The 21,138-nt window shown below is 74.6% G+C and carries 18 protein-coding genes; 5 read left to right on the top strand and 13 right to left on the bottom strand.

Annotation, left to right across the window (positions count from 1 at the left end; all coding sequences use genetic code 11):
- Window positions 1-30: 30 nt before the first annotated feature.
- Window positions 31-633 (bottom strand): 2'-5' RNA ligase family protein, encoded by a 603-nt coding sequence (locus tag ACH4K1_RS02705; protein ID WP_398085779.1) that lies wholly within the window; start codon window positions 631-633, stop codon window positions 31-33.
- Window positions 634-754: 121 nt separating this feature from the next.
- A complete protein-coding gene (trpS, locus tag ACH4K1_RS02700) occupies window positions 755-1,747 on the bottom strand; it encodes a tryptophan--tRNA ligase (protein WP_398086571.1) in 993 nt (330 codons plus the stop codon).
- A gap of 301 nt (window positions 1,748-2,048) precedes the next feature.
- Between trpS and rocD the strand changes: the two genes are divergently transcribed.
- Window positions 2,049-3,254, top strand: coding sequence for an ornithine--oxo-acid transaminase (gene rocD / locus ACH4K1_RS02695; protein WP_398085777.1), 1,206 nt, complete (start codon window positions 2,049-2,051; stop codon window positions 3,252-3,254).
- 196 nt (window positions 3,255-3,450) lie between these two features.
- On the opposite strand, the gene ACH4K1_RS02690 is transcribed toward rocD, so the two are convergent.
- From ACH4K1_RS02690 to ACH4K1_RS02680, 3 genes are all read right to left on the bottom strand, one after another.
- Window positions 3,451-4,638 (bottom strand): glutathionylspermidine synthase family protein, encoded by a 1,188-nt coding sequence (locus ACH4K1_RS02690; RefSeq protein WP_398085775.1) that lies wholly within the window; start codon window positions 4,636-4,638, stop codon window positions 3,451-3,453.
- A 5-nt stretch (window positions 4,639-4,643) separates the two neighbouring features.
- The gene (locus tag ACH4K1_RS02685) at window positions 4,644-4,919 is read right to left on the bottom strand and encodes a hypothetical protein (RefSeq protein ID WP_398085772.1); all 276 of its coding nucleotides are present in this window, start codon (window positions 4,917-4,919) and stop codon (window positions 4,644-4,646) included.
- 116 nt (window positions 4,920-5,035) lie between these two features.
- On the bottom strand, window positions 5,036-6,436 hold the full coding sequence (locus ACH4K1_RS02680) for a PLP-dependent aminotransferase family protein (RefSeq protein ID WP_398085771.1): 1,401 nt from the start codon (window positions 6,434-6,436) through the stop codon (window positions 5,036-5,038).
- A gap of 47 nt (window positions 6,437-6,483) precedes the next feature.
- Between ACH4K1_RS02680 and ACH4K1_RS02675 the strand changes: the two genes are divergently transcribed.
- The gene (locus tag ACH4K1_RS02675) at window positions 6,484-6,999 is read left to right on the top strand and encodes a carboxymuconolactone decarboxylase family protein (RefSeq protein ID WP_398085768.1); all 516 of its coding nucleotides are present in this window, start codon (window positions 6,484-6,486) and stop codon (window positions 6,997-6,999) included.
- Between the two features lie 158 nt (window positions 7,000-7,157).
- Here ACH4K1_RS02675 and ACH4K1_RS02670 read toward each other — a convergent pair whose 3' ends face one another.
- From ACH4K1_RS02670 to ACH4K1_RS02655, 4 genes are all read right to left on the bottom strand, one after another.
- Entirely contained in the window at window positions 7,158-8,147 is a 990-nt protein-coding gene (locus ACH4K1_RS02670) for a malate dehydrogenase (RefSeq protein WP_398085766.1), read from the bottom strand.
- Window positions 8,148-8,472: 325 nt separating this feature from the next.
- On the bottom strand, window positions 8,473-9,576 hold the full coding sequence (locus tag ACH4K1_RS02665) for a helix-turn-helix domain-containing protein (RefSeq protein WP_398085765.1): 1,104 nt from the start codon (window positions 9,574-9,576) through the stop codon (window positions 8,473-8,475).
- A gap of 591 nt (window positions 9,577-10,167) precedes the next feature.
- Entirely contained in the window at window positions 10,168-10,737 is a 570-nt protein-coding gene (locus tag ACH4K1_RS02660) for a DUF3017 domain-containing protein (RefSeq protein WP_398085762.1), read from the bottom strand.
- Window positions 10,738-10,761: 24 nt separating this feature from the next.
- Complete coding sequence (locus ACH4K1_RS02655) at window positions 10,762-11,643, bottom strand: bifunctional methylenetetrahydrofolate dehydrogenase/methenyltetrahydrofolate cyclohydrolase (RefSeq protein ID WP_398085760.1); 882 nt, start codon at window positions 11,641-11,643, stop codon at window positions 10,762-10,764.
- A gap of 220 nt (window positions 11,644-11,863) precedes the next feature.
- Here ACH4K1_RS02655 and ACH4K1_RS02650 point away from each other — a divergent pair, with 220 nt between their 5' ends.
- Window positions 11,864-12,487 (top strand): RDD family protein, encoded by a 624-nt coding sequence (locus tag ACH4K1_RS02650; protein ID WP_398085758.1) that lies wholly within the window; start codon window positions 11,864-11,866, stop codon window positions 12,485-12,487.
- Between the two features lie 82 nt (window positions 12,488-12,569).
- On the opposite strand, the gene ACH4K1_RS02645 is transcribed toward ACH4K1_RS02650, so the two are convergent.
- From ACH4K1_RS02645 to purN, 3 genes are all read right to left on the bottom strand, one after another.
- On the bottom strand, window positions 12,570-14,099 hold the full coding sequence (locus ACH4K1_RS02645) for a DUF2079 domain-containing protein (protein ID WP_398085755.1): 1,530 nt from the start codon (window positions 14,097-14,099) through the stop codon (window positions 12,570-12,572).
- A 132-nt stretch (window positions 14,100-14,231) separates the two neighbouring features.
- Window positions 14,232-15,785 carry a bifunctional phosphoribosylaminoimidazolecarboxamide formyltransferase/IMP cyclohydrolase gene (gene purH, locus ACH4K1_RS02640; RefSeq protein WP_398085753.1) on the bottom strand — a complete coding sequence of 518 codons (1,554 nt, stop codon included), beginning with the start codon at window positions 15,783-15,785 and terminating at the stop codon, window positions 14,232-14,234.
- On the bottom strand, window positions 15,772-16,425 hold the full coding sequence (gene purN, locus ACH4K1_RS02635) for a phosphoribosylglycinamide formyltransferase (protein ID WP_228995265.1): 654 nt from the start codon (window positions 16,423-16,425) through the stop codon (window positions 15,772-15,774). The genes purH and purN overlap by 14 nt, the downstream gene beginning before the upstream one ends.
- Before the next feature lie 291 nt (window positions 16,426-16,716).
- On the opposite strand from purN, the gene ACH4K1_RS02630 reads away from it, so the two are divergent.
- Window positions 16,717-17,634: a hypothetical protein gene (locus tag ACH4K1_RS02630; RefSeq protein WP_398085750.1), complete on the top strand. Its 918-nt coding sequence runs from the start codon at window positions 16,717-16,719 to the stop codon at window positions 17,632-17,634.
- Here ACH4K1_RS02630 and ACH4K1_RS02625 read toward each other — a convergent pair.
- A complete protein-coding gene (locus tag ACH4K1_RS02625; protein ID WP_398085747.1) occupies window positions 17,624-19,441 on the bottom strand; it encodes a DUF6350 family protein in 1,818 nt (605 codons plus the stop codon). The two genes, ACH4K1_RS02630 and ACH4K1_RS02625, sit on opposite strands and share 11 nt — an antisense overlap.
- 108 nt (window positions 19,442-19,549) lie before the next feature.
- Here ACH4K1_RS02625 and ACH4K1_RS02620 point away from each other — a divergent pair, with 108 nt between their 5' ends.
- On the top strand, window positions 19,550-20,965 hold the full coding sequence (locus ACH4K1_RS02620) for a helix-turn-helix domain-containing protein (protein ID WP_398085745.1): 1,416 nt from the start codon (window positions 19,550-19,552) through the stop codon (window positions 20,963-20,965).
- Window positions 20,966-21,138 lie beyond the last annotated feature (173 nt).

The raw sequence follows: 21,138 nt of genomic DNA, 5'->3' as shown, positions 1-21,138 counted from the left end.
CCGTACGTCGGCCGCCCCCGGGCGGTCGGATCAGGGCCGCAGCGAGGGGGCCGAGGACGACGCCTCGATCGTACAGCCGCCCTGGGCGGGGACGGCGGGCGCGCCGCCGCCTCCGCCGAACGGGAAGTCGCGGAGCTTGCGCCAGACGGCGTCCGGGCCTTGTTCGTACAGGGCGAAGGAGCCGCAGGTCCAGGCCGCCTCGTACTCCGCCAGCTCCTCGTAGGCCCGGTCCATCGCCTCCTCGGAGATGCCGTGGGCCACGGTGACGTGCGGGTGGTACGGGAACTGGAGCTCGCGCACCAGCGGCCCGGACGCGTCCCGTACCCGCTTCTGGAGCCAGGAGCAGGCCGAGGCGCCCGCGACGACCTGGACGAAGACGACCGGCGACAGGGGGCGGAAGGTGCCGGTGCCGGAGAGCCGCATCGGGAACGGGCGGCCGGCCGTGGCGATCGCGTCGAGGTGCGCCTCGATCGCCGGCAGGTCCGCCGCGTCCGCCTCCGTCGGCGGCAGCAGGGTGACGTGGGTGGGGATGCCGTAGGCGGCAGGGTCACCGAAGCTCGCGCGGCGTTCCTGGAGCAGGCTGCCGTAGGGCTCCGGGACCGCGATCGAAACGCCGAGCGTTACGGTCCCCACGTCGTTCTCCTCCGTCGTCGATGGTCGCTTTTCGGTCATGCCGTGCGGGTCGGCTGCCCGGCCCGCACGTTCCGCCGCAAGTGTGGCCCCTGCGGCCGTGATCTCGCCAGGGTCCTTGGACTCAGTGCTTGGCAGGCAGGAAGCCCATCCGGTCGTACGTCTGCGCCAGCGTCTCGGCGGCGACGGCCCTGGCCTTCTCCGCCCCCTTGGCCAGGATCGAGTCCAGCGTCTCCGGGTCGTCCAGATATTCCTGGGTGCGGGACCGGAAGGGGGTGACGAATTCCACCATGGCCTCGGCCACGTCGGTCTTCAGCGCGCCGTAGCCCTTGCCCTCGTACCTGCGTTCCAGCTCCTCGACGGGGCTGGCCGAGAGGGTGGAGAGGATCGTGAGCAGGTTGGAGACGCCCGGCTTCTTCTCGGCGTCGAACCGGATCACCGTGTCGGTGTCGGTGACCGCGCTCCTCACCTTCTTCGCGGTGGCCTTCGGGTCGTCGAGCAGGTTGATGAGCCCCTTCGGCGTGGAGGCCGACTTGCTCATCTTCACCGCCGGGTCCTGGAGGTCGAAGATCTTCGCCGTCTCCTTGAGGATGTACGGCGCGGGAACGGTGAACGTCTGGCCGTACCGGCCGTTGAAGCGCTCGGCGAGGTCGCGGGTCAGCTCGATGTGCTGGCGCTGGTCCTCGCCCACCGGGACCTGGTTCGCCTGGTAGAGCAGGATGTCCGCGACCTGGAGCACCGGGTAGGTGAAGAGGCCGACGGTGGCCCGGTCGGCGCCCTGCTTGGCGGACTTGTCCTTGAACTGCGTCATCCGGGACGCCTCGCCGAAGCCGGTGAGGCAGTTCATCACCCAGCCGAGCTGGGCGTGCTCGGGCACGTGGCTCTGGACGAAGAGCGTGCAGCGGTCCGGGTCCAGGCCGGCCGCGAGCAGCTGCGCGACGGCGAGCCGGGTGTTGGCGCGCAGCTCGGCGGGGTCCTGCGGGACCGTGATCGCGTGCAGGTCCACGACCATGTAGAAGGCGTCGTGGCTCTCCTGCAGCGCCACCCACTGGCGCACCGCGCCCAGGTAGTTGCCGAGGTGGAACGAGCCCGCGGTGGGCTGGATGCCGGAGAGCACGCGCGGGCGGGCGGCCGCACCGGTGCGGCCCGTCTGCGGCTGGTCGGTGGGGAGGTCGGAGGCCATGGCCCCATTGTCTCAGGTGCGGGGGCGTTCTCCGGCAGCCGGTGCGGGCGGAGAGGGCGCGCGGTCGCGGGGGCCAGGGGCACGGGAGCGCACGCCCGAGACGAAGCGCCCGTTCCGTCCGCCCGCGTACGACGGCGGGCGCGCCGGGCGGTGGAGGTTTCCCGGCGCGGGATCCGACCGACGATACAAAGTGGGCACCACCCCGGCCCCCCGCCGCACGACGAACGGAGATCCCGTGTCGACCACGGAAACCGCCATCGCCTCCGCCGAGGCGCACAGCGCGCACAACTACCACCCGTTGCCGGTCGTCGTGGCCTCCGCCGAGGGCGCCTGGATGACCGATGTCGAGGGCCGCCGCTATCTCGACCTGCTCGCCGGATATTCGGCGCTCAATTTCGGCCACGGCAACCGCCGCCTCGTCGACGCGGCCAAGGCCCAGCTGGACCGCGTCACGCTGACGTCCCGGGCCTTCTTCCACGACCGGTTCGCCGACTTCTGCACGGAGCTGGCGGCGCTGTGCGGCATGGAGACGGTGCTGCCGATGAACACCGGGGCGGAGGCCGTGGAGACCGCGGTGAAGACCGCCCGCAAATGGGGCTACCGGGTCAAGGGCGTACCGGACGGCATGGCCAAGATCATCGTGGCCTCGGACAACTTCCACGGCCGCACGACGACGATCGTCAGCTTCTCCACCGACCCGGAGGCGCGGGCCGACTTCGGTCCGTACACGCCCGGCTTCGAGATCGTGCCGTACGGGGACCTCACCGCGATGCGGGAGGCGATGACCGAGAACACCGTCGCGGTGCTGATCGAGCCGATCCAGGGCGAGGCGGGGGTGCTGGTGCCTCCGGCCGGCTACCTCCCGGGCGTGCGGGAGCTGACCCGCGAGCGGAACGTGCTGTTCGTCGCGGACGAGATCCAGTCGGGGCTCGGGCGGACCGGGAAGACGTTCGCGCTGGACCACGAGGGCGTGGTGCCCGACATGTACGTGCTCGGCAAGGCGCTCGGCGGGGGCGTGGTGCCCGTCTCCGCGGTGGTCTCCTCGGCGGAGGTGCTCGGCGTCTTCCGGCCCGGCGAGCACGGTTCGACGTTCGGGGGGAACCCGCTGGCCTGCGCGGTGGCGCTGGAGGTGATCGCGATGCTGCGGACCGGGGAGTACCAGGCGCGCGCCGCCGAGCTGGGCGACCATCTGCACCGGGAGCTGGGCCTGCTGGCGGGCGGCGGCGCGGTGGAGGCGGTCCGCGGCCGGGGGCTGTGGGCGGGCGTGGACATCGCCCCGGCGCTGGGCACCGGCCGGGAGATCTCGGAGAAGCTGATGGAACGGGGGGTGCTGGTGAAGGACACCCACGGCTCGACGATCCGGATCGCGCCGCCGCTGGTGATCTCCAAGGAGGACCTGGACTGGGGCCTGGACCGGCTCCGGGCGGTGCTGGAGGCCTGAGCCCGGCCCGGGCGGGAGGGCCGGGGGCGGCGCGGGGCCGCCCGGACCGCCTCGTGCCGAAGGGCCCCGGGGAGGGCCGGGGGCGGCCCGTCCCGGGACCGGCGGCCCCGTGCCCGTGCCGGAGCCCCGCCCGTCGTCCCGCACGTCTCGCCTGTCCCGTCCCGCCCGGCCCGGCCCGGCCCGCCCGCCCGCCCGCTCAGAGAATGACGTGGGGCAGGAAGCGGGCGTACTCGTCCGTGACCAAGCCCGACGACTCCCGGATGCCGAGCCCCGCCGCCTCGTCCTCGACGACCCACGCGCCGAGCACCACCCGGTTGCCGTCGATGTCGGGCAGCGGGGCCAACTCCTGGTAGCAGCACGGCTCATCGCGCAGGACGGGCGGAGAGCCGGGGCCGTGCAGGTCGACCCCGGCGCCCTCCCGGCCGAGCAGCGGCTTGGACACGTACCCCGCCCCGCCGGGCCCGGCCAGCTCGCGCGGGCCGTCGAGGTGGGCGGGCAGCAGGTTCGGATGGCCCGGATACAGCTCCCACAGGACCGCCAGGAGCGCCTTGTTGGAGAGCAGCATCTTCCAGGCGGGCTCGATCCAGCAGGTGGTTCCGGAGCCGCCGCCGTTGTCGAGGGTGTCCAGCACCTGCGGTCCGAAGCGGTCCGTGGCCAGCCACTCCCAGGGGTAGAGCTTGAAGCAGCTGCGGATGAACCGCAGCCGGTCGTCGACGAACCGACCCGAGAGCCGGTCCCAGCCGATCTCCTCCACGGAGAGGGCGTGCGTCTCCAGACCGGCCTGGTCGGCGGTCTCGCGCAGGTACGCGACCGTCATCAGGTCCTCGCCGAGCTCGTCGCCCTCCGAGTGCACGAAGTGCAGCGGGCCGGGCGGCAGCAGGGGCGCCTGCCGCTTCCAGGCGTCGACCAGCCGCTCGTGCAGCGAGTTCCACTGGTCGGCCCCGGGGAACCGGTCCTCCATCCAGAACCACTGCGCACTGGCCGCCTCCACCAGCGAGGTCGGGGTGTCGGCGTTGTACTCCAGCATCTTCGCCGGACCGCTCCCGTCGTACCGCAGGTCGAACCGCCCGTAGACGGAGGGGAGTTCGGCGCGACGGCGCCAGGACTCGGCGACCAGGCCGGCCAGGCGCGGGTCGGTGATGCCGAGATCGGCGAAACGGTCCTGCTCCACGATGTGCGCGGCGGCGGCCAGGCACATCGCGTGCAGCTCCTCGACGACCTCCTCCAGCGCCTCGACCTCGGGCAGCGAGAAGACGTAGTAGGCGCTCTCGTCCCAGTACGGGCGCAGCGAACCGTCCGGGTAGCGGGTGAGCGGGTAGACGACGCCCTGCGCCTCGACGGTCTCCTGCCAGCCGGGGCGCGGCTCGATCGTGCGGCGCTCCATCTCCCTCAGCCCCCGCCGGACTTGGAGCAGCCGAAGCCGCCGCGGTCCACCGCGGACTTGTCGAAGCTGCCGCCCTGCACCTTGCCGTCGCCGCCCTTCTTGCCGCCGTAGTAGTACGACCCGCTGCCGCCGCTGCGGCACTCGGAGCCGGGCAGGGTCTTCTGGGTGGTGCGGTCGGCGCAGCGCTTGTCCGGCTCCGAGCCGCAGGACGTGATCGTCAGGGCGAGCAGCCCCATGCCGCCGAGCACGACGGTGCTCGACCTCAGCCTTCGTCCGGCCATCTCCGGTCCTCCCCCGTGATACGTGTGCGCGCCCGGGACACGCGTGCGCGACCGGGCTTCTCGTCAGACTAGTTCGACGATCTGCCGGTTTGAAACCCGGTGCCGGACGCGAAGCCCTACGGCAGCACCCGGCACAGGGCCTCCAGCGCGCCCGTCCAGGCGCTCTCCGAGGGGGAGCCGTAGCCGATCACCAGGGCGTCGCGGCCCGGCGCGGCGTCCGGGTGGCGGTAGCGGTCGAGGCCCTCCAGCGCCAGGCCCTGGAAGGCCGCCGCCTGGACCACCGAACGCTCGGCGCCCGCCGGGAGTTCGAGGACGGCGTGCAGCCCGGCCGCTATCCCGCTGACCCGCACGCCCGGCGCGCGGTCGGCGAGCGCCGTGACGAGTTGGTCGCGGCGGCGGCGGTAGCGCAACCGCATGGAGCGCACATGGCGGTCGTACGCCCCCGAGGCGATGAACTCCGCGAGGGTGAGCTGGTCGGGGGTGCCGGTCGTCCAGTCGGCCGCGCCCTTCGCGGCCACCACCTCCGCCACCAGGCTCCGGGGCAGCACCATCCAGCCGAGCCGCAGCCCCGGGGCCAGCGACTTGCTGGCGGTGCCGAGGTGGACGACGCGTTCCGGATCGAGGCCCTGGAGCGCCCCCACCGGCTGGCGGTCGTAGCGGAACTCGCCGTCGTAGTCGTCCTCCAGGATCAGCCCGCCGGTGGACCGGGCCCAGTCGACGGCGGCGGCCCGCCGGTCCGGGTGCAGCGGTACGCCGGTGGGGAACTGGTGCGCCGGGGTGAGCAGGACGGCCCCCACGCCGCGCAGCGCGGCCAGGTCCCCGGTCCGGGAACCGCGCTCGTCCACCGGCAGGCAGGGGATGCGCAGCCCGGCGTCGGTGAGCAGCTTCGTATGGAGGTCGAGGCCGTACGACTCGACGGCGACCTCCCGGACCCGGCGGGCGCGCAGCACCCGGCCCAGCAGCGCCAGCCCGTGCGCGAAGCCGGCGCAGACCACGATGCGCTCCGGGTCGGCGTACACCCCGCGCGCCCGTGCCAGGTACTCGGCCAGCACGGTGCGCAGTTCGACGCGGCCGTGCGGGTCGCCGTAGCCGAAGGCGTCGTCGGGGGCGGCGGTGAGCGCCTTGCGGGCGGCCCGGAGCCAGGCGGTGCGCGGGAAGCCGGACAGGTCGGGGGCGCCGGGCTTCAGGTTGTGGCCGGCTCCGGACCGCACCGGCCGGGAGGGGGCCGCCGCCGGGCCGGTCCGGCGGGGCGCCGCCCGGGGGGCGACCCGCGTCCCCGAGCCCTGGCGGGCGGTGAGCCAGCCCTCGGCGACCAGTTCGGCGTAGGCGTCGGCCACCGTGTTGCGGGCGACGCCCAGGTCGGCGGCGAGCACGCGGGAGGACGGCAGCCGGGTGCCGGGGGCCAGGCGGCCGGTGCGCACCGCTTCCCGCAGCGCCTCCATCAGCCCGCTGCGCACCCCCCGGCCGACCGGTTCCAGATGCAGGTCCGCGCCGAAAGCGGCCCAGGAATCCGTCATGCCAATGGACCATACCGGGGTGCCATCCAGGCCGTAGCGTCGTCCTCATGACCTCATCGCACACGCACCACCGGACCCCGGCCGACCTCGCCCCCGAGGAGCCGCAGCGGATCTCCGTCTCCCAGCTCCTCCCCGACGTCTACAAGGCGATGGTCCGGCTCGACATCGTCGCCCGCCAGGGTCTGGACCCCGTGCTGGTGGAGCTGGTGAAGATCCGCGCCTCGCAGCTCAACCAGTGCGCTTTCTGCCTGGACATGCACAGCAAGGACGCGCTCGCGGCGGGCGAGTCCGTCGAGCGGATCGTCCAGCTCGGCGCCTGGCGGGAGTCGCGGCACTTCTACACGGAGAAGGAGCTGGCGGCGCTGGCGCTGACCGAGGCGGTCACCGTGCTCACCGACGGCTTCGTCCCGGACGAGGTGTACGCGGAGGCCGCCGAGCACTTCGAGGAGACCGAGCTGGCCCGGCTGATCGCGGCGATCACCGTGATCAACGCCTGGAACCGCTTCGGCGTCACCGGCCGGCTGACCCCGGGCCACTACACCCCCGGCGACTTCAAGAGCTGACCGCTCCCCGGGCCGCGTGGGCAGGCGGCCGCCGGCCGGCTCCCGCCGTCGGCCGGGAAGCGGGAACGCCCCCGGCAGCGGATGCTGCCGGGGGCGTTCGGTGTGCCCGGTGCGCGGTCACCGCCGCGGTCACCGCCGCGTGCGGGCGCCGCGGTGGGTCAGATGAGGCCGAGCTCGCGGACCGCGTCGCGCTCCTCGGTGAGCTCCTTGACCGACGCGTCGATGCGCGCACGGGAGAACTCGTTGATGTCCAGACCCTGGACGATCTCGTACGTCCCGTTCTTCGTGGTGACCGGGAAGGAGGAGATGATGCCCTCGGGGACGCCGTAGGAGCCGTCCGAGGGGATGCCCATCGAGGTCCAGTCACCGGCGGCGGTGCCGTTGACCCAGGTGTGGACGTGGTCGATGGCGGCGTTGGCGGCGGAGGCGGCGGAGGACGCGCCACGGGCCTCGATGATCGCCGCGCCGCGCTTGGCGACGGTCGGGATGAAGGTGTCGGCCAGCCACGCCTCGTCGTCGACGACCTCGGCGGCGTTCTTGCCGGCGATCTCCGCGTGGAAGACGTCCGGGTACTGGGTGGCGGAGTGGTTGCCCCAGATCGTCAGCTTCTTGATGTCGGAGACGGCGGCCCCGGTCTTGGCGGCCAGCTGCGAGATCGCGCGGTTGTGGTCCAGGCGGGTCATCGCGGTGAACCGCTCGGCCGGTACGTCCGGGGCGGCGGCCTGCGCGATGAGCGCGTTGGTGTTGGCCGGGTTGCCGACGACGAGGACCTTGATGTCGTCCGCGGCGTGGTCGTTGATGGCCTTGCCCTGCGGCTTGAAGATGCCGCCGTTGGCGGCCAGCAGGTCGCCGCGCTCCATGCCCTTGGTACGCGGGCGGGCGCCGACGAGGAGGGCGACGTTCGCACCGGCGAAGCCGACGTTCGGGTCGTCGGTGATCTCGATGCCCCGCAGCAGCGGGAAGGCGCAGTCGTCGAGCTCCATCGCGGTGCCCTCGGCGGCCTTGATGCCCTGCGGGATCTCCAGGAGGCGCAGGTTGACCGGCACGTCCGGGCCGAGCAGGTGGCCGGAGGCGATGCGGAAGAGCAGCGCGTAGCCGATCTGGCCGGCTGCGCCGGTCACGGTGACATTCACGGGCGTGCGGGTCATGGCGGTCTCCGTTTAGACAGCTGGCGGTGGGGGTCCCGGCCCCTGGTGCCGGACCCTGGTGCTGGACACCCTCCGCGCCTCGACCAATCTTGACGTGAAGAGATATCCGGCGGCCAGGCTATCGGACCGGGGCGCGCCGGGCCGCCCGCCCCCCTGTGGCACCGCGCACAACCGGTCACGCACCGCACGCGTCGCACGCACCGCCTGCCCGGCACGGGCCCCCGCTCCACTCCCCGTAGCAGGCCACGGGCCGCGCGCACCGCCCGTACGCGACCGCCCGCACCTCGGGGAGGGGCGCCGGTGCGCCCGCCCCGGCCCCGGGGGCTCACCCGGCCGGGTCGGCGCAGCCCTCCGTGCCGGAGGTGAGCGTCGCGCACGCCTTCGCGTCGGACGGCTTCTTCACCGCGACCATCGGCGTGTACGCCTCTGTGTCCCCCATGACCTCGCCGTCCTGCGCGCCCTCGCCCGCGGTGATTCGCACGGTGTCGCCGATCGCCGCCTCGGTGAGCCGGGCCCAGGCGGCGGAGCACACCTCGCTGTAGCGGACCTCGAGCTTGCCGCCGCCGACCACGCCGGTGGCCACCGTACGGGCGAACTCGCCGCCGCAGCCCATCGCCTCCGGGTCCTGCCCGGCACACTCCGCGCCGCTGCACTCGACGCCCACGGGCAGTTCGGGGGCGGCCGTGCGGGGGGCCGCCGTCGGGGGCGGGGCGGCCTTGGCCGCGTCGTCGCCGCCCGGCGCGAGCAGGACCGCGCCGACCACGACGATCAGGGCGCCGGCCGCCCCGACGGCGAGCATGGGGCCCTTGCGGCGGCCGGGGAGCGCGCCGCCCCTGGCCCTCCGGCGCATCCGGGGGTGCGCGTGCGGCTGCGGCCGGCGGGCTCCCTGTCCGCCGCCGCGCTGCTGGGGCACGGAGGGCGGGCGCGTCGTGCCCTGGCCGCCGGGGAGGTGCGCGCCGGAGCCGTCCGCCCCGGCGAAGCCGTGGGCGTCGGGCCCGGGGTCGCCCGGTCGGCGGGAGTCGTCGCCGCGGCCGGCCGAGGAGGGACGGCCGGACCGGCCGCCCGGGGAAGCGCCGGGGGCCGGTGTGCCGAAGTGGTCGAGCGCGGCGCGGGCCTGCGTGATGCGGATGGCCTCCATCGTCATGTCGTGACGCATCTCGGCCCGGCTCCAGGCCCGCTCCGCCAGCTCCCACATGGTCATGAGGTGGTGCTGGGGGGTGTCCGTCACCTCCGCGAGGGCGACGACGGCCCCGCGTGGGGCGAGCAGCCGCCCGTTGAGATACCGCTCCCAGGACGTCTTGCTGTAGCCGGTGCGGTCGGCCACCGCGTTGATGTTCAGCCCGCTGCGGTCGACGAGCCGGCGCAGCTGCCCGGCGAACTCCCGGATCTGCGGATCGAGCTCTTCGGGCAGAGCCTTCCAACGAGGCATGGTCTTTTCCCTTTCCCCCTCATGTCCCCCGGACGTGCTTGCTGTACCCCGCCGCGGCCGGCCTCCGGCCCGCGCACCCCCCGGCCCCTCCGCCGTCCGGTCGTGCCGGACCGTCGGCGGGCCACCCACGAGGATGCGCCGAGCCGGGGAGTCAGTTCCTGGCGAGGGGGCGCACGGGAGCATGAACGGCGGGGAGCGTATCCCCACGCGCCCCGAACACCGCGCCGGTCGCTGCCCGGCCACCGCTCCGCCGCTCCGCGCCACTCTGTGCGCCGTGTCGGTGCGCCGTGCCAGTCTGCCATCGTTGCGCGACGATCACACCGTGCCGGAATGGTCACTTCCGTGCCACAGGCCACAGGGGCCGCTTGTTCCGGACTTTCATGTCCATGACGCTGGAGTCGGAGGGGCCGGGGCGGCCCGTCCCGGCGCCTACCGGGGCTTCTTCCCCGGTCGCCCCGGTTCGGCCGCGGTGTCCGTCCCTCCTCGGGGGTAGGGACGGGCACCGCGGTCGGCGCCCCGGACCGGTACCGCCAGGCGCCCCGGACCGGTACCGCCGGGTGTCGCGGCCGGTGGCGGTCCGCCCCGCGCCCGCTAGCGGATCGTGAAGCGGACCGCGTCCTCCAGGAGCGGGACGTCCAGCCACGGGTCGGGCTGCGCGACCAGCGCGAGCAGCACGATCAACGTGCCCATCAGCCCGTACGTGACCAGGTCGGTGAAGCGGGAACGGACCGCCAGCATGCCGACCGAGGGCACCGCCCAGCGCAGCACGGCGCCGGTGATCAGCGCGCAGCCGATGAGGATCGTCCCGACGCGGAACGCCTCCGCGAACGGGTCCAGGGCCACGATCAGCAGGCCGAGCCCCGCCGCGCAGAGCACGGTGAGCAGCGGCCACTGCCGGGCCGGGGCGGGCGCGTCGCCGGAGGCGGCCCGGCCGCCTCCCTCGGGCGGGGCGGTGTCCCGGGTGAACCGGGGGAACCGCCGCGAACCGCGGGGCCGGGGGCCGGCTTCCGCGGTCTGCCCGGCGGTCCCGGCCGCTCCCCCCTCGGCTCCGTCCGCCCGGCCGGGCGCGGCGGCGGTCGCCCCGGCGCCGTCCCGCTCGCCCGGATCGTCTGCCGCCCGGCCCGCCGGGGCGGGGTCGGCCGGACTCGTACCAGCACCCATGGGAGCCCTCTCCGGATCCGGCCGTCAGCCCGCGGCGGTGGCGTCGGCGGTCGCGGCGGCGGCACGCTCGGCCGCCTCGACCACGTTGACCAGCAGCTGGGCGCGGGTCATCGGGCCGACACCGCCGGGGTTCGGGGCGACCCAGGCGGCCACCTCGCGGACCCCCGGGTGCACGTCGCCGACGATCTTGCCGTTCTCGTCCCGGCTGACGCCGACGTCGAGCACGGCCGCGCCCGGCTTCACGTCCTCCGGCTTGATCAGGTGCTGGACCCCGGCGGCGGCGACGATGATGTCGGCCTGCCGCAGATGGGCGGAGAGGTCCCGGGTGCCGGTGTGGCACTGGGTCACCGTGGCGTTCTCCGTCTTGCGGGTCAGCAGCAGCGGGATCGACCGGCCGATGGTGACACCGCGGCCGACGACCACGACGTGCGCCCCGGCGATCTCCACGCCGTGTGCGCGCAGCAGCTGGACGACGCCCTGCGGGGTGCAGGGCAGCGGGCCGGTCTCGTTGAGGACGAGGCGGCCGAGGCTCATCGGGTGCAGCCCGTCGGCGTCCTTCTCCGGGTCCATCAGCTCCAGGACCCGGTTGGTGTCGATGCCCTTGGGCAGCGGCAGTTGGACGATGTAGCCGGTGCACTCCGGATTGGCGTTCAGCTCCCGGACGACGTCCTCGATCTCCTCCTGGGTGGCGGTGTCGGGGAGTTCGCGCTGGATGGAGCCGATGCCGACCTCGGCGCAGTCGCGGTGCTTGCCGTTGACGTACCACCGGCTGCCCGGGTCGTCCCCGACGAGCAGGGTTCCGAGGCCGGGAGTGATCCCCTGGGCCTTGAGGGCCGCCACACGGACGGTCAGATCGGATTTGATCGCGGCAGCGGTGGCCTTGCCATCGAGAATCTGGGCAGTCATGGGCCCATCCTCGCGGATGACCCCGCCCGCATACCAATTGCCGGCGCCATCCCCGTACCGGACATTGCACTTGCACAACGTCCGGGGCCCCGGACTGGACAAACCCGCGGTCCGCTTATAACGATGAAGGCCGCGGTTGTACGGGGGGCGGGCCGCTGATCGATGTCCTTCCTCCGTGTGGCCATCTCGTCCCCACACGTCTGTTGAAGGAACACCCTTTATGAGCTTCGGCGACCCGAACAACCCGTACGGGCAGCAGCCCGGCCAGCCTCCCCAGGGCCCGCCGCAGGGACAGCCCGGTTACGGCTACCCGCAGCAGGCTCCGCAGGGTGTCCCGCCGCAGGGCTACGGCTATCCGCAGCAGCCCGGCTACCCCCAGCAGCAGCCCGGCCAGCCGTACGGCGGCGGCTACCCGCAGCAGCCCGGCTACGGCGGCGGCATGCCCGAACTGGCGCACTGGGGCCTGCGCTTCGGCGGCCTGATCGTCGACGGGCTCGTCATGATGGTGCCGTACGTCCTGGTCCTCATCGGCGGCGGGGTCGGCGACTCGTTCGGCGCGATCCTCGGGATCATCGGCTTCCTCGGCCTGGTGGCCGTGGCCATCTGGCAGCTCTACCAGGAGGGCACCACCGGCCAGACGATCGGCAAGAAGGCGGTGGGCATCCGCCTGCTGCGCGAGGCCGACGGCCGTCCGCTGGGCTTCGGCATGGCCTTCGTGCGCCGCCTGGCCCACTTCCTGGACAGCCTCGCCTGCTACATCGGCTGGCTGTGGCCGCTGTGGGACCAGAAGAAGCAGACGTTCGCGGACAAGGTCTGCTCGTCGGTGGTCGTCAAGGCCGGCTGACGCTCGGCAGCACCGCACACGTACGAGGGCCGCACCCGTCCACCGGGTGCGGCCCTCGACGCGTACCGGCCGGGGAGCGCGCTCAGTCCTCGGCGACGCCCGGGAGCTCCGCCGGCTCCGGTGTCGTCCGCTCCATCACCACGAAGCTGCCGCCCCGGTGCTTGAGCCGGTAGCGCGCCTCGGGGTGCAGCTGCTCGGCGTACGCCACCGGGTCCTCGATCGGGCGGGACCAGCCGAAGTCCAGGTTGACGGCGACGATGTCGGGCGCGGTGCCGGGGGCTCCGCCGACCCAGTAGACGGTGCGGTCGGAGGTGAGGTGGGCCATCAGCGTGATGTCCGTCTCGACCCGGGCCCCGGCCGGGATGGCGTCGAGCGCCGCCCGCGCCGCCCGGCTGCGGACGTCGTCGGTCCGGTAGGTCTCCGGGCGCAGCAGGTCGCGCAGCGGCAGGTGCTGGGTCATCGCGACGGCGATCGCGGCCGCGACGGGGACGGCGACCTTCGCGTACGAGGCGAGCCAGGGGCGGTGCGAGCCGCGGCTGCGGCGGACGCCGTCGGCCAGCGCGAGGAAGAGCACCGGCATGAGGATCGCGCTGTAGTGCCAGACCATGCCCCAGTGGTTGCTGTCCTGGGAGAGCAGCCGCCAGCCGAGGGTAGGGAAGATCAGCAGCGTCAGCGGTGAACGCAGCGCCATGAACGCGGTGATGCCGAGCAGGAAGACCAGCATCTCGATCTTGACCGACGAATCGAGGACGCCGAGGACGGAGTCCAGCATCGAGACGTCCTGCTCGCCGTTCTTGTCGATCTTCTGCCAGTAGTCGTAACGGCCGGCGCTGCTGGCCGCCGGGATGAGGACCGTGAGCGTGACGACGAAGGCGGCGACCCCGAACGCGGCGAGCAGCGCGCCCTGGAGGCGGCGGCCGTGCACGAAGAGGAGGAAGCCGACGACGGCGACGGTCGCGCCCAGGTCCTCCTTGACCAGGACCAGCGGGAGCGACCAGAGCAGGGCGGCGGTGTACCGCTCCAGGAGCAGCGCCCGGCAGACGAGGGCGAGCAGCGGGACGGCGAAGGCGATCTCGTGGAAGTCCGCCTTGACCGCTTCCTGGATGCCCCAGGAGAGCCCGTACGCGACGGTGACGCAGAGGCCGGAGCGCCCGCCCAGGAGCTGCTGGGCGGTGCGGCCGACGACGGCGGCGCCGAGCGCGAAGAGCGCCGCCTGGGCGAAGAGGAGGGAGGCGGCGGACGGCCAGACCCAGTACAGCGGGGCCAGCAGCGCCACGATCGGGGAGAAGTGGTCGCCGAGGATCAGGTAGCCGGGGCCCTTGATGTCGACGACGGGGGCGTCGAATCCGGCGTACGCCCGGACCTCCTGCTCGAAGATCCCGAGGTCCCAGGAGGGCGAGCCGAAGCGGGCCCACTGGAAGTACCCGTAGAGGAAGTAGAGCGTGCAGAGGATCGCGGCGGCGATGAGGTACGGGCGCCACGGGACGTGGCCGGGGGCGGCCTCCCCCGTACTCGGCGAGTCGTCCGCCGGACGGCTGTCCGGCCCCGGCCCCTGGGCGGGCAGGCGGCCCGGCTCCGACCGGTCCGTTCCACTCTTGTTCAGCTCAAGCACGGTGACTGCCCCTGCTAGGGATTGCTACGGCCGTGTCATTAGAACAGAGCGGGGGGCGGGCGCCGTACGGCGCAGACGGGGGCGGCCGCGCCCCGGCGGGAGGGGCGCGGCCGCCGGGTGGCGCCGGAGCGGTCAGTGGAAGAAGTGGCGGGTGCCCGTGAAGTACATGGTCACGCCGGCCTTCCGCGCGGCCTCGATCACCAGTTCGTCGCGGACGGAGCCGCCGGGCTGGACGACGGCCTTGACGCCGGCGGCCGTCAGGATCTCCAGACCGTCCGGGAACGGGAAGAACGCGTCGGAGGCGGCGTACGAACCGGCGGCCCGCTCCGCGCCCGCCCGCTCGACGGCGAGCTTCGCGGAGTCCACCCGGTTGACCTGGCCCATGCCGACGCCGACCGAGGCGCCGTCCTTGGCGAGCAGGATGGCGTTGGACTTGACCGCGCGGCACGCCTTCCAGGCGAAGGCCAGCTCGCGCAGCTGGTCCTCGGGGAGGGCGTCGCCGGTGGCGAGCGTCCAGTTCGCCGGGTCGTCGCCCTCGGCCTGGAGGCGGTCGGCGGCCTGGAGGAGCGCGCCGCCGTCGATCGGCTTGACCTCGAACGCGGCGGCGGGGGGTTCGGGGGCGCGCAGGACGCGGATGTTCTTCTTGCGGGCCAGCACCTCGACGGCGCCGTCCTCGTAGGCCGGGGCGACGATGGCCTCGGTGAAGATCTCCGCGACCTGCTCGGCCAGCTCGACGGTCACCGGGCGGTTGACGGCGATGACGCCGCCGAACGCGGAGAGCGGGTCGCAGGCGTGGGCCTTGCGGTGCGCCTCCGCGACGTCGGCGCCGATCGCGATGCCGCACGGGTTGGCGTGCTTGATGATCGCGACGCACGGCTCGGCGTGGTCGTGGGCGGCACGGCGGGCGGCGTCGGTGTCCGTGTAGTTGTTGTAGGACATCTCCTTGCCGTGCAGCTGCTCGGCCTCCGCGAGACCGCCCTCGCCGGAGGTGTACAGGGCGGCGGGCTGGTGCGGGTTCTCGCCGTAGCGCAGGACGTTCTTGCGGACGAAGGTGTCGCCCAGGAACTCCGGGAGGCCCGAGTCGTCGGCGGCCGCGTAGCCGTCCGCGAACCAGGAGGCGACGGCCACGTCGTAGGCGGCGGTGTGCTGGAACGCCTCGGCGGCGAGCCGCTTGCGGGCGGTGAGGTCGAAGCCCCCGGCCTTGACCGCGGCCAGGACGTCGGCGTACCGCTCGGGGCTGGTGACGACGGCGACGGAGGGGTGGTTCTTGGCGGCGGCGCGGACCATGGAGGGGCCGCCGATGTCGATCTGCTCGACGCACTCGTCGGCGGAGGCGCCCGAGGCGACGGTCGCCCTGAACGGGTAGAGGTTCACCACGACCAGGTCGAAGGGCTCGACGCCCAGCTCGGCCAGTTGTTCGCGGTGGGCGTCCAGCCGCAGGTCGGCGAGGATGCCGGCGTGGACGCGGGGGTGCAGCGTCTTGACCCGGCCGTCCAGGCACTCGGGGAAGCCGGTCAGCTCCTCGACCTTGGTGACCGGGACTCCGGCGGCGGCGATCCTCCCGGCGGTGGAGCCGGTGGAGACGAGTTCGACGCCCGCCTCGTGGAGACCGCGGGCGAGGTCGTCGAGCCCCGTCTTGTCGTAGACGCTGACCAGGGCGCGGCGGATGGGCTTATTCACCGACATGACCGAGATGAACCTTTCGTCCCTCAATGCGATGGCCGTCACGGGCGATCCGCCCCACGGCCTCGACGAGCAGCGTGCGCTCGACTTCCTTGATGCGTTCATGGAGGGCGGCTTCGCCCTCCGGGGTGTCCTCCTCGGTCACCTCGACCACGCCCTGCGCGATGATCGGACCGGTGTCGACGCCGTCGTCGACGAAGTGGACGGTGCAGCCCGTGACCTTGACGCCGTAGGCGAGCGCGTCGCGCACGCCGTGGGCGCCGGGGAAGCTGGGCAGCAGGGCGGGGTGGGTGTTGACGGTCCGGCCGCCGAAGGCGGCGAGGAACGCCGGCCCCACGATCTTCATGAAACCCGCGGAGACGACGAGGTCCGGCCGGTGCTCGGCGACCAGCGCGGTGAGCGCCTCGTCCCACTCGGCGCGCGTGGCGTGGTCCTTGACCTTGCACACGAACGTGGGGATTCCGGCCCGTTCGGCGCGCTCCACGCCACCAGTCCCGTCGCGGTCCGCGCCGACCGCGACGATCCGCGCCCCGTACGCCGGGTCGGCGCCGATGGCGTCGAGGAGCGCCTGGAGGTTGGTACCGGAGCCGGAGACCAGCACGACCAGCCGGGCAGGAGGGGCGGAGGGGGGCGGGGAGGCCACGTCGGGGCCCTTTCTCACGTGATGACCGCGCGATGACGCAGGGTGCGGGGGTACGGGGACGCTCTTTGTAGGGTCGTACGAGAGAATCGCTTCGCCCGATACGGGGAACCCTACGAACGGGCCGACCGTCAGCAACGATACCGGCACACCCGACGGCCCCCACGGGACGGGGGCGTGACCGGGAGGTAGCGTCAGGGGACAGCGAACCGTCCGCCGGGCGGACGAACCGTCCATCGGGCGGACCGACCGTCCCGCGGGCGCACATGACGAGATGGGGAAGACGTTCACCACATGCCGGACCGACGCCGTCGCACCGCCTTTCGCCTTCCCCGGCCCGAGCGGCCCACTTTGCTGACGCGGGAGCGCTCGTCCTCCTCGCCGGACTCGTCCTCCTCCGCGGGGTCGTCCGGCTCGCCCTCCGGCGGGGGGTCGCGGGATCCGCGGGAGGACAATCCGTTCGCGCCGCCGCCCGCGGACCGGCCCGACCAGCCGTGGCGGCCGCGCCGCCCCCACGCGGCCGACGGCTCGGACGGCACGGGTGGGAACGAGGGCTCCGAGGGGAACGGCTCCGGCTCCTCGGCCGACCGCCCGGCGTGGGGCAGCCAGTGGAGCGACCGGCAGCCCGGCCGGGGCGGCGGCGGCTTCGGCGGACGCCCGGGCGGGAACGGCTCCGGGGGTCCGGGCGGCAAGGGCGGAAACGACCGCGGCGGGCCGGGCGGCCTGCGCTGGGATCCCAAGGACCCCGCACAGCGGCGCGCCCGCTACGCGGTGCTCGGCGGCATGTGGGCCTTCTTCTTCGCGCTCTTCGACTTCCCGGAGATCGCCCTGCTGCTCGGCGCGCTCGCGACGTACTGGGCGATCAGCGCCCTCCGCACCCCGCTCAAGAACGCCACCGGGGCGGACGGCGCCGGAGCGGCCGACTCCGCGGCCGGGGACGGGACGGGTGCGGCGGACGGCGCCGGGGCCGCCCCGGCGGGGCAGCCGGGCGCACCGCGGAGCACCGCCGGCCGGCAGCAGACCACGGCGGCGGTCGGCGGCCTGGTCACCGCTCTGCTGGCGCTCCTCATCGTCGCGACGACCTTCACCGTGCAGCTCGTCTACCGCGACTACTACACCTGCGTGAACGACGCCCTGACCAAGTCCGGCGCGGTGGCCTGCAACGACCACCTCCCGAAGCCGCTGGAACCGTTCTTCGGCGTCAAGGAGTAGCCGCCGGGCCGCCGTCCGCCTCCCCGGCGGCGCCGGCGGCCGCCCCCGCGGCACGGTCGGCGGGGCTGTCCGCGGGCCGGACGGCGGGGCCGCCCGGCGGCCGGTCCGCGGCGGGACCTGCGGGGAAGTCGGCCATCAGCCCGCCGGACCCCTGCCTCAGGGAGGCCCACCGGGCTTCCCTGGAGTCCTTCTCGTGCCACGGGTCGGTCGGCAGGAAGTCGTACGGTTCGAACCCCGCGCCGCCCTGCCCCGCCCCCGATCCGGACCGTCCGCCGGAGCCCGCGCCGGGGGCCGGAACGGAGGAAGCGGCCGGGCGCGCCGGTGCGTCCGGCCCGGTCCGGTCCGGGACGCCCTCCTCCCCGCCCCGCCCGCGCCACGGCGCCCACCGGCGGCGCGCCCTTCCGGCGCCCTCCTCTCCGCTCTCCCCCGCGCCCGCGAACGCGTCCCGCCGGTATGCCGCTCCCACCCCGGCCTCCGGGGAGTCCCGCGCCTCGGTCACCTCCCCGCGCCAGGCCCAGCCCGGCGTCCGCAGCCGCCACAGACGCAGCAGCAGGGCCGTCGGCACGCCGATGACGGCCGTCCAGGCGAGGGCAGCCGGCCCGGTCAGCCACCACTCCGGGCCGAAGACGCTCAGCTCCCCCGTCCCGAGCGGCCCCCCGGCCAACGCCGTGAGCAGCGCCGTCCCCAGGCCGCACCCCAGCGCGGCGAGCAGGGCCGTCCGCGCCGTCTCGCCCGGACTCCACGCCCGCGCGCGGCTCACGCCGGCCGGGGCGGCTCTGCGGACGGTGAACCAGGCGACCGCCAGCGCGGCCGCCACCGGGACCGCCCCGGCCGCCCAGTTCGGCCAGGCTCCCGGACCGGGGTCCGGCACGGCCGCCAGGAGGGGGAAACGGGGGACGGCCGGGGCGCCGTCGAGTCCCAGCGGGGTCGCGGTGGCCCCCGTACCGAGCGCGAACCCGGGCCCGAGCCCGTACGCCGCCCCCCACAGCGCGGCGTTCGGCACGAGCGCGGCGGCCAGCAGGAGTACGGCGAACCGCCCCGACCAGTCGCCCGCCAGCCCGAGGAACGCCTCTTGGGCCGCCGCCGCGTTCCGCCCGAGCGCCACGGCGGCCAGCAGCGCCCCGCCGCCGAGCAGCGCCGCCACGCCCACCGCCGCCGACCGGCACGCCGCCTCGGCCCGGTCCCGGACCAGCGCCCTGGCGGCGGCCTCCTGGAGGGCCAGGGGCGACCAGGACGGCAGGGGGCCGAGCGGCCGTCCGGCCGCCGTCCAGACTCCGGCCGCCGCCGCACCGGCCACCATCAGCGCCACCGGGAACAGCAGCGTGTCCGCGTCCGGGCGCAGCGCGCCCCCGCGCGCGTAGGCCGCCGCGCCCGCCACGACCAGCAGGTACCCGGCGGTCACCGCGCAGAACGCGCCCGTCCGCGACGGGCTGGACCGCCCCTCCTCCGGCTCCTCCGGCTCCACCGCGTCACGCGCCGCGCGGTGCGTCAGCCAGAGCGGGCCCGCCATGAGCAGCAGCGGCACCACGCCCACGGGGGCCGGAACGCCGCTCGGGGTGTCGGGCCGCACGAGTCCGGCGCCGTGCGCGAGCAGCCAGACCCCGGCGGCCGTGCGCAACGCCCCGTCCGGTCCGCTGTCGGGGTGCGGGGAGCTGATCCAGACCACGGTGACCAGGACCGCCAGGGCGCCGAGGCCGAGTCCGGCGGCGACGGCGCCCCGCACCACGGCGGAGGAGAGGGCCAGGGCGCGGTTCCGATCGGTCGTCACCTGGGGGCGGCGCTGCGTCAGTCGGGTCACGCGGCCCATGCTGCCAACGACACGCGCTTTCTTCGCGTAACGCGCGAACAGCCGCTGTGTCGCTCAATATACGTTTATGTACTTTTTCTCCGCGTGCGATGGGGCCGGGGGTCGTCCATGACCCGGAGTACGACCGACGGGGCCGCGGCAGAGCCGCTGCCCTCGCCCAAGGAGCGTCGCAGACTGCGCGAGGCGAAAGCGCTGAGCGAGGAGGAGGTGGCGAGCGCGGTGGGGGTCACGCGCGCCACTGTGCGCTCCTGGGAGACGGGGCGCACGAGCCCGCGCGGACGCAAGCGCGCGCTGTACGCCCGGATCATCGCCCCGGAGCCGCCGGAGACCGGGCCGGGGACGAGGACAGCGGTGCAGGCGGCGGTGGCGCCGGGGGCGGAACCGGCGGCGGGGGCCGCGAAGCCGGTGGCGGTGACGGCGAAGCCGATCACGGTGGCCGCGAAGTCGGTGGCGAGGGCCGCGAAGTCGGCGGCGGTGACCGTGGCGGAGCCCGTGGCCGGGAAGGCGTCGCCCGGCCCGGAACCGGAACGGGGCCTGTCCGCGCCGCAGCCCGCGCAAGCCGGGGCGACGCGGGAGGGGGAGGCGGAAGAGGCGAGGGGGGCGACGGGGGCGGAGGCGGAAGAGGCGACGGAGAGGGAAGCGGGGGCGGAGAGAGAAGGGGAGGCGGGGACGAGCGCCGCGCCGGAGCCCTCCGGCGAGGAGGGCTTCACACCGGCCGACGCGTTCGACGCGCTGTACGCCCGGACCGCCCCCGACCTCGTCCGGCAGACCTACCTGCTGACCGGTCGCCGCACCCTGGCCCGCGAGTCCGTGGAGCGCGCCTTCCAACTGGCCTGGCACCGCTGGCCCGAGGTGGCCGTCGACCGTGACCCGGCCGGCTGGGTGCGGGCCGCCGCACACGAGTACGCGATGTCCCCCTGGCACCGGATGCGCCGCACGCACCGGCACCCCGACGCCCCGCCCACGGAGCCGGGCAAGCGGACGCTGTTCGACGCGCTGCTCGCCCTCCCCCCGGCCTACCGGCGCACGCTGCTCCTGTACGAGGGGGTCGGCCTGGACCTCCCGGAGACCGCCGCCGAGACGGAGGCCAGCACCCCGGCGGCGGCGGGCCGGCTGATGACCGCCCACGCCGCCCTCGCCGCACGGCTTCCCGAGCTGGCGGAGGCCGGTTCGCCCGTCGAGCGGTCGGCCCTGCTGCACGACCGGCTCGACGGCCTCGCCCGCGCCGGGCACCTCCCCGTACCGCCGCCGGCCGACGCCGTGCGCTCCGGCGGCGAGAACCGGGCCCGACGGTGGACCAGGGCCGCCGTCGCGGGCGTCGCGCTGCTCATGCTCCTGACCGGTCTCACCCTGCACACCGCGCCCACCCACTACGAGCCGCCGGTCTCCCCCGCCGAACGCGTCGGGGGCGTACCGCCGCGCGGTGGCCCGCAGAAGCTCACCGCCCAGGACCTGGAGCTCCAGAAGTCGCTGCGCGAGCAGGTGGCGCACGGGCCGGAGAGGCTGGTCCCGGCGCCCCGCTGAGCCGGGCGCCCGGGGCGTACGCGAACGGCGCGGGGCCCCCCCCCCCGGGGGGGAGGGGGGGGGGGCCCCCCCCGGGCCCCCCCCCCCGGGCGGGGGGAACCGGGGGCCCCGGACGATCACGCGCCCGGGCTCCGCCGCCCCCCCGTGGCGGGGGGGGGGGGCGGCGTGGCCCC

It is taken from the genome of Streptomyces sp. NPDC017448 (assembly GCF_044330565.1).
GTDB lineage: Bacteria > Actinomycetota > Actinomycetes > Streptomycetales > Streptomycetaceae > Streptomyces.
Note: the sequence above shows the minus strand (reverse complement) of the source record. Positions and strands in the feature narration are given on the sequence as shown.

Bases quoted from the DNA above. Each gene is read 5' to 3' on its own strand.
- ACH4K1_RS02690 (WP_398085775.1), bottom strand. From the start codon at position 4,638: ATGGAGCGCCGCACGATCGAGCCGCGCCCCGGCTGGCAGGAGACCGTC.
- ACH4K1_RS02685 (WP_398085772.1), bottom strand. From the start codon at position 4,919: ATGGCCGGACGAAGGCTGAGGTCGAGCACCGTCGTGCTCGGCGGCATG.
- ACH4K1_RS02680 (WP_398085771.1), bottom strand. From the start codon at position 6,436: ATGACGGATTCCTGGGCCGCTTTCGGCGCGGACCTGCATCTGGAACCG.
- ACH4K1_RS02675 (WP_398085768.1), top strand. From the start codon at position 6,484: ATGACCTCATCGCACACGCACCACCGGACCCCGGCCGACCTCGCCCCC.
- ACH4K1_RS02670 (WP_398085766.1), bottom strand. From the start codon at position 8,147: ATGACCCGCACGCCCGTGAATGTCACCGTGACCGGCGCAGCCGGCCAG.
- ACH4K1_RS02665 (WP_398085765.1), bottom strand. From the start codon at position 9,576: ATGCCTCGTTGGAAGGCTCTGCCCGAAGAGCTCGATCCGCAGATCCGG.
- ACH4K1_RS02660 (WP_398085762.1), bottom strand. From the start codon at position 10,737: ATGGGTGCTGGTACGAGTCCGGCCGACCCCGCCCCGGCGGGCCGGGCG.
- ACH4K1_RS02655 (WP_398085760.1), bottom strand. From the start codon at position 11,643: ATGACTGCCCAGATTCTCGATGGCAAGGCCACCGCTGCCGCGATCAAA.
- ACH4K1_RS02650 (WP_398085758.1), top strand. From the start codon at position 11,864: ATGAGCTTCGGCGACCCGAACAACCCGTACGGGCAGCAGCCCGGCCAG.
- purH (WP_398085753.1), bottom strand. From the start codon at position 15,785: ATGTCGGTGAATAAGCCCATCCGCCGCGCCCTGGTCAGCGTCTACGAC.
- ACH4K1_RS02630 (WP_398085750.1), top strand. From the start codon at position 16,717: ATGCCGGACCGACGCCGTCGCACCGCCTTTCGCCTTCCCCGGCCCGAG.
- ACH4K1_RS02625 (WP_398085747.1), bottom strand. From the start codon at position 19,441: ATGGGCCGCGTGACCCGACTGACGCAGCGCCGCCCCCAGGTGACGACC.
- ACH4K1_RS02620 (WP_398085745.1), top strand. From the start codon at position 19,550: ATGACCCGGAGTACGACCGACGGGGCCGCGGCAGAGCCGCTGCCCTCG.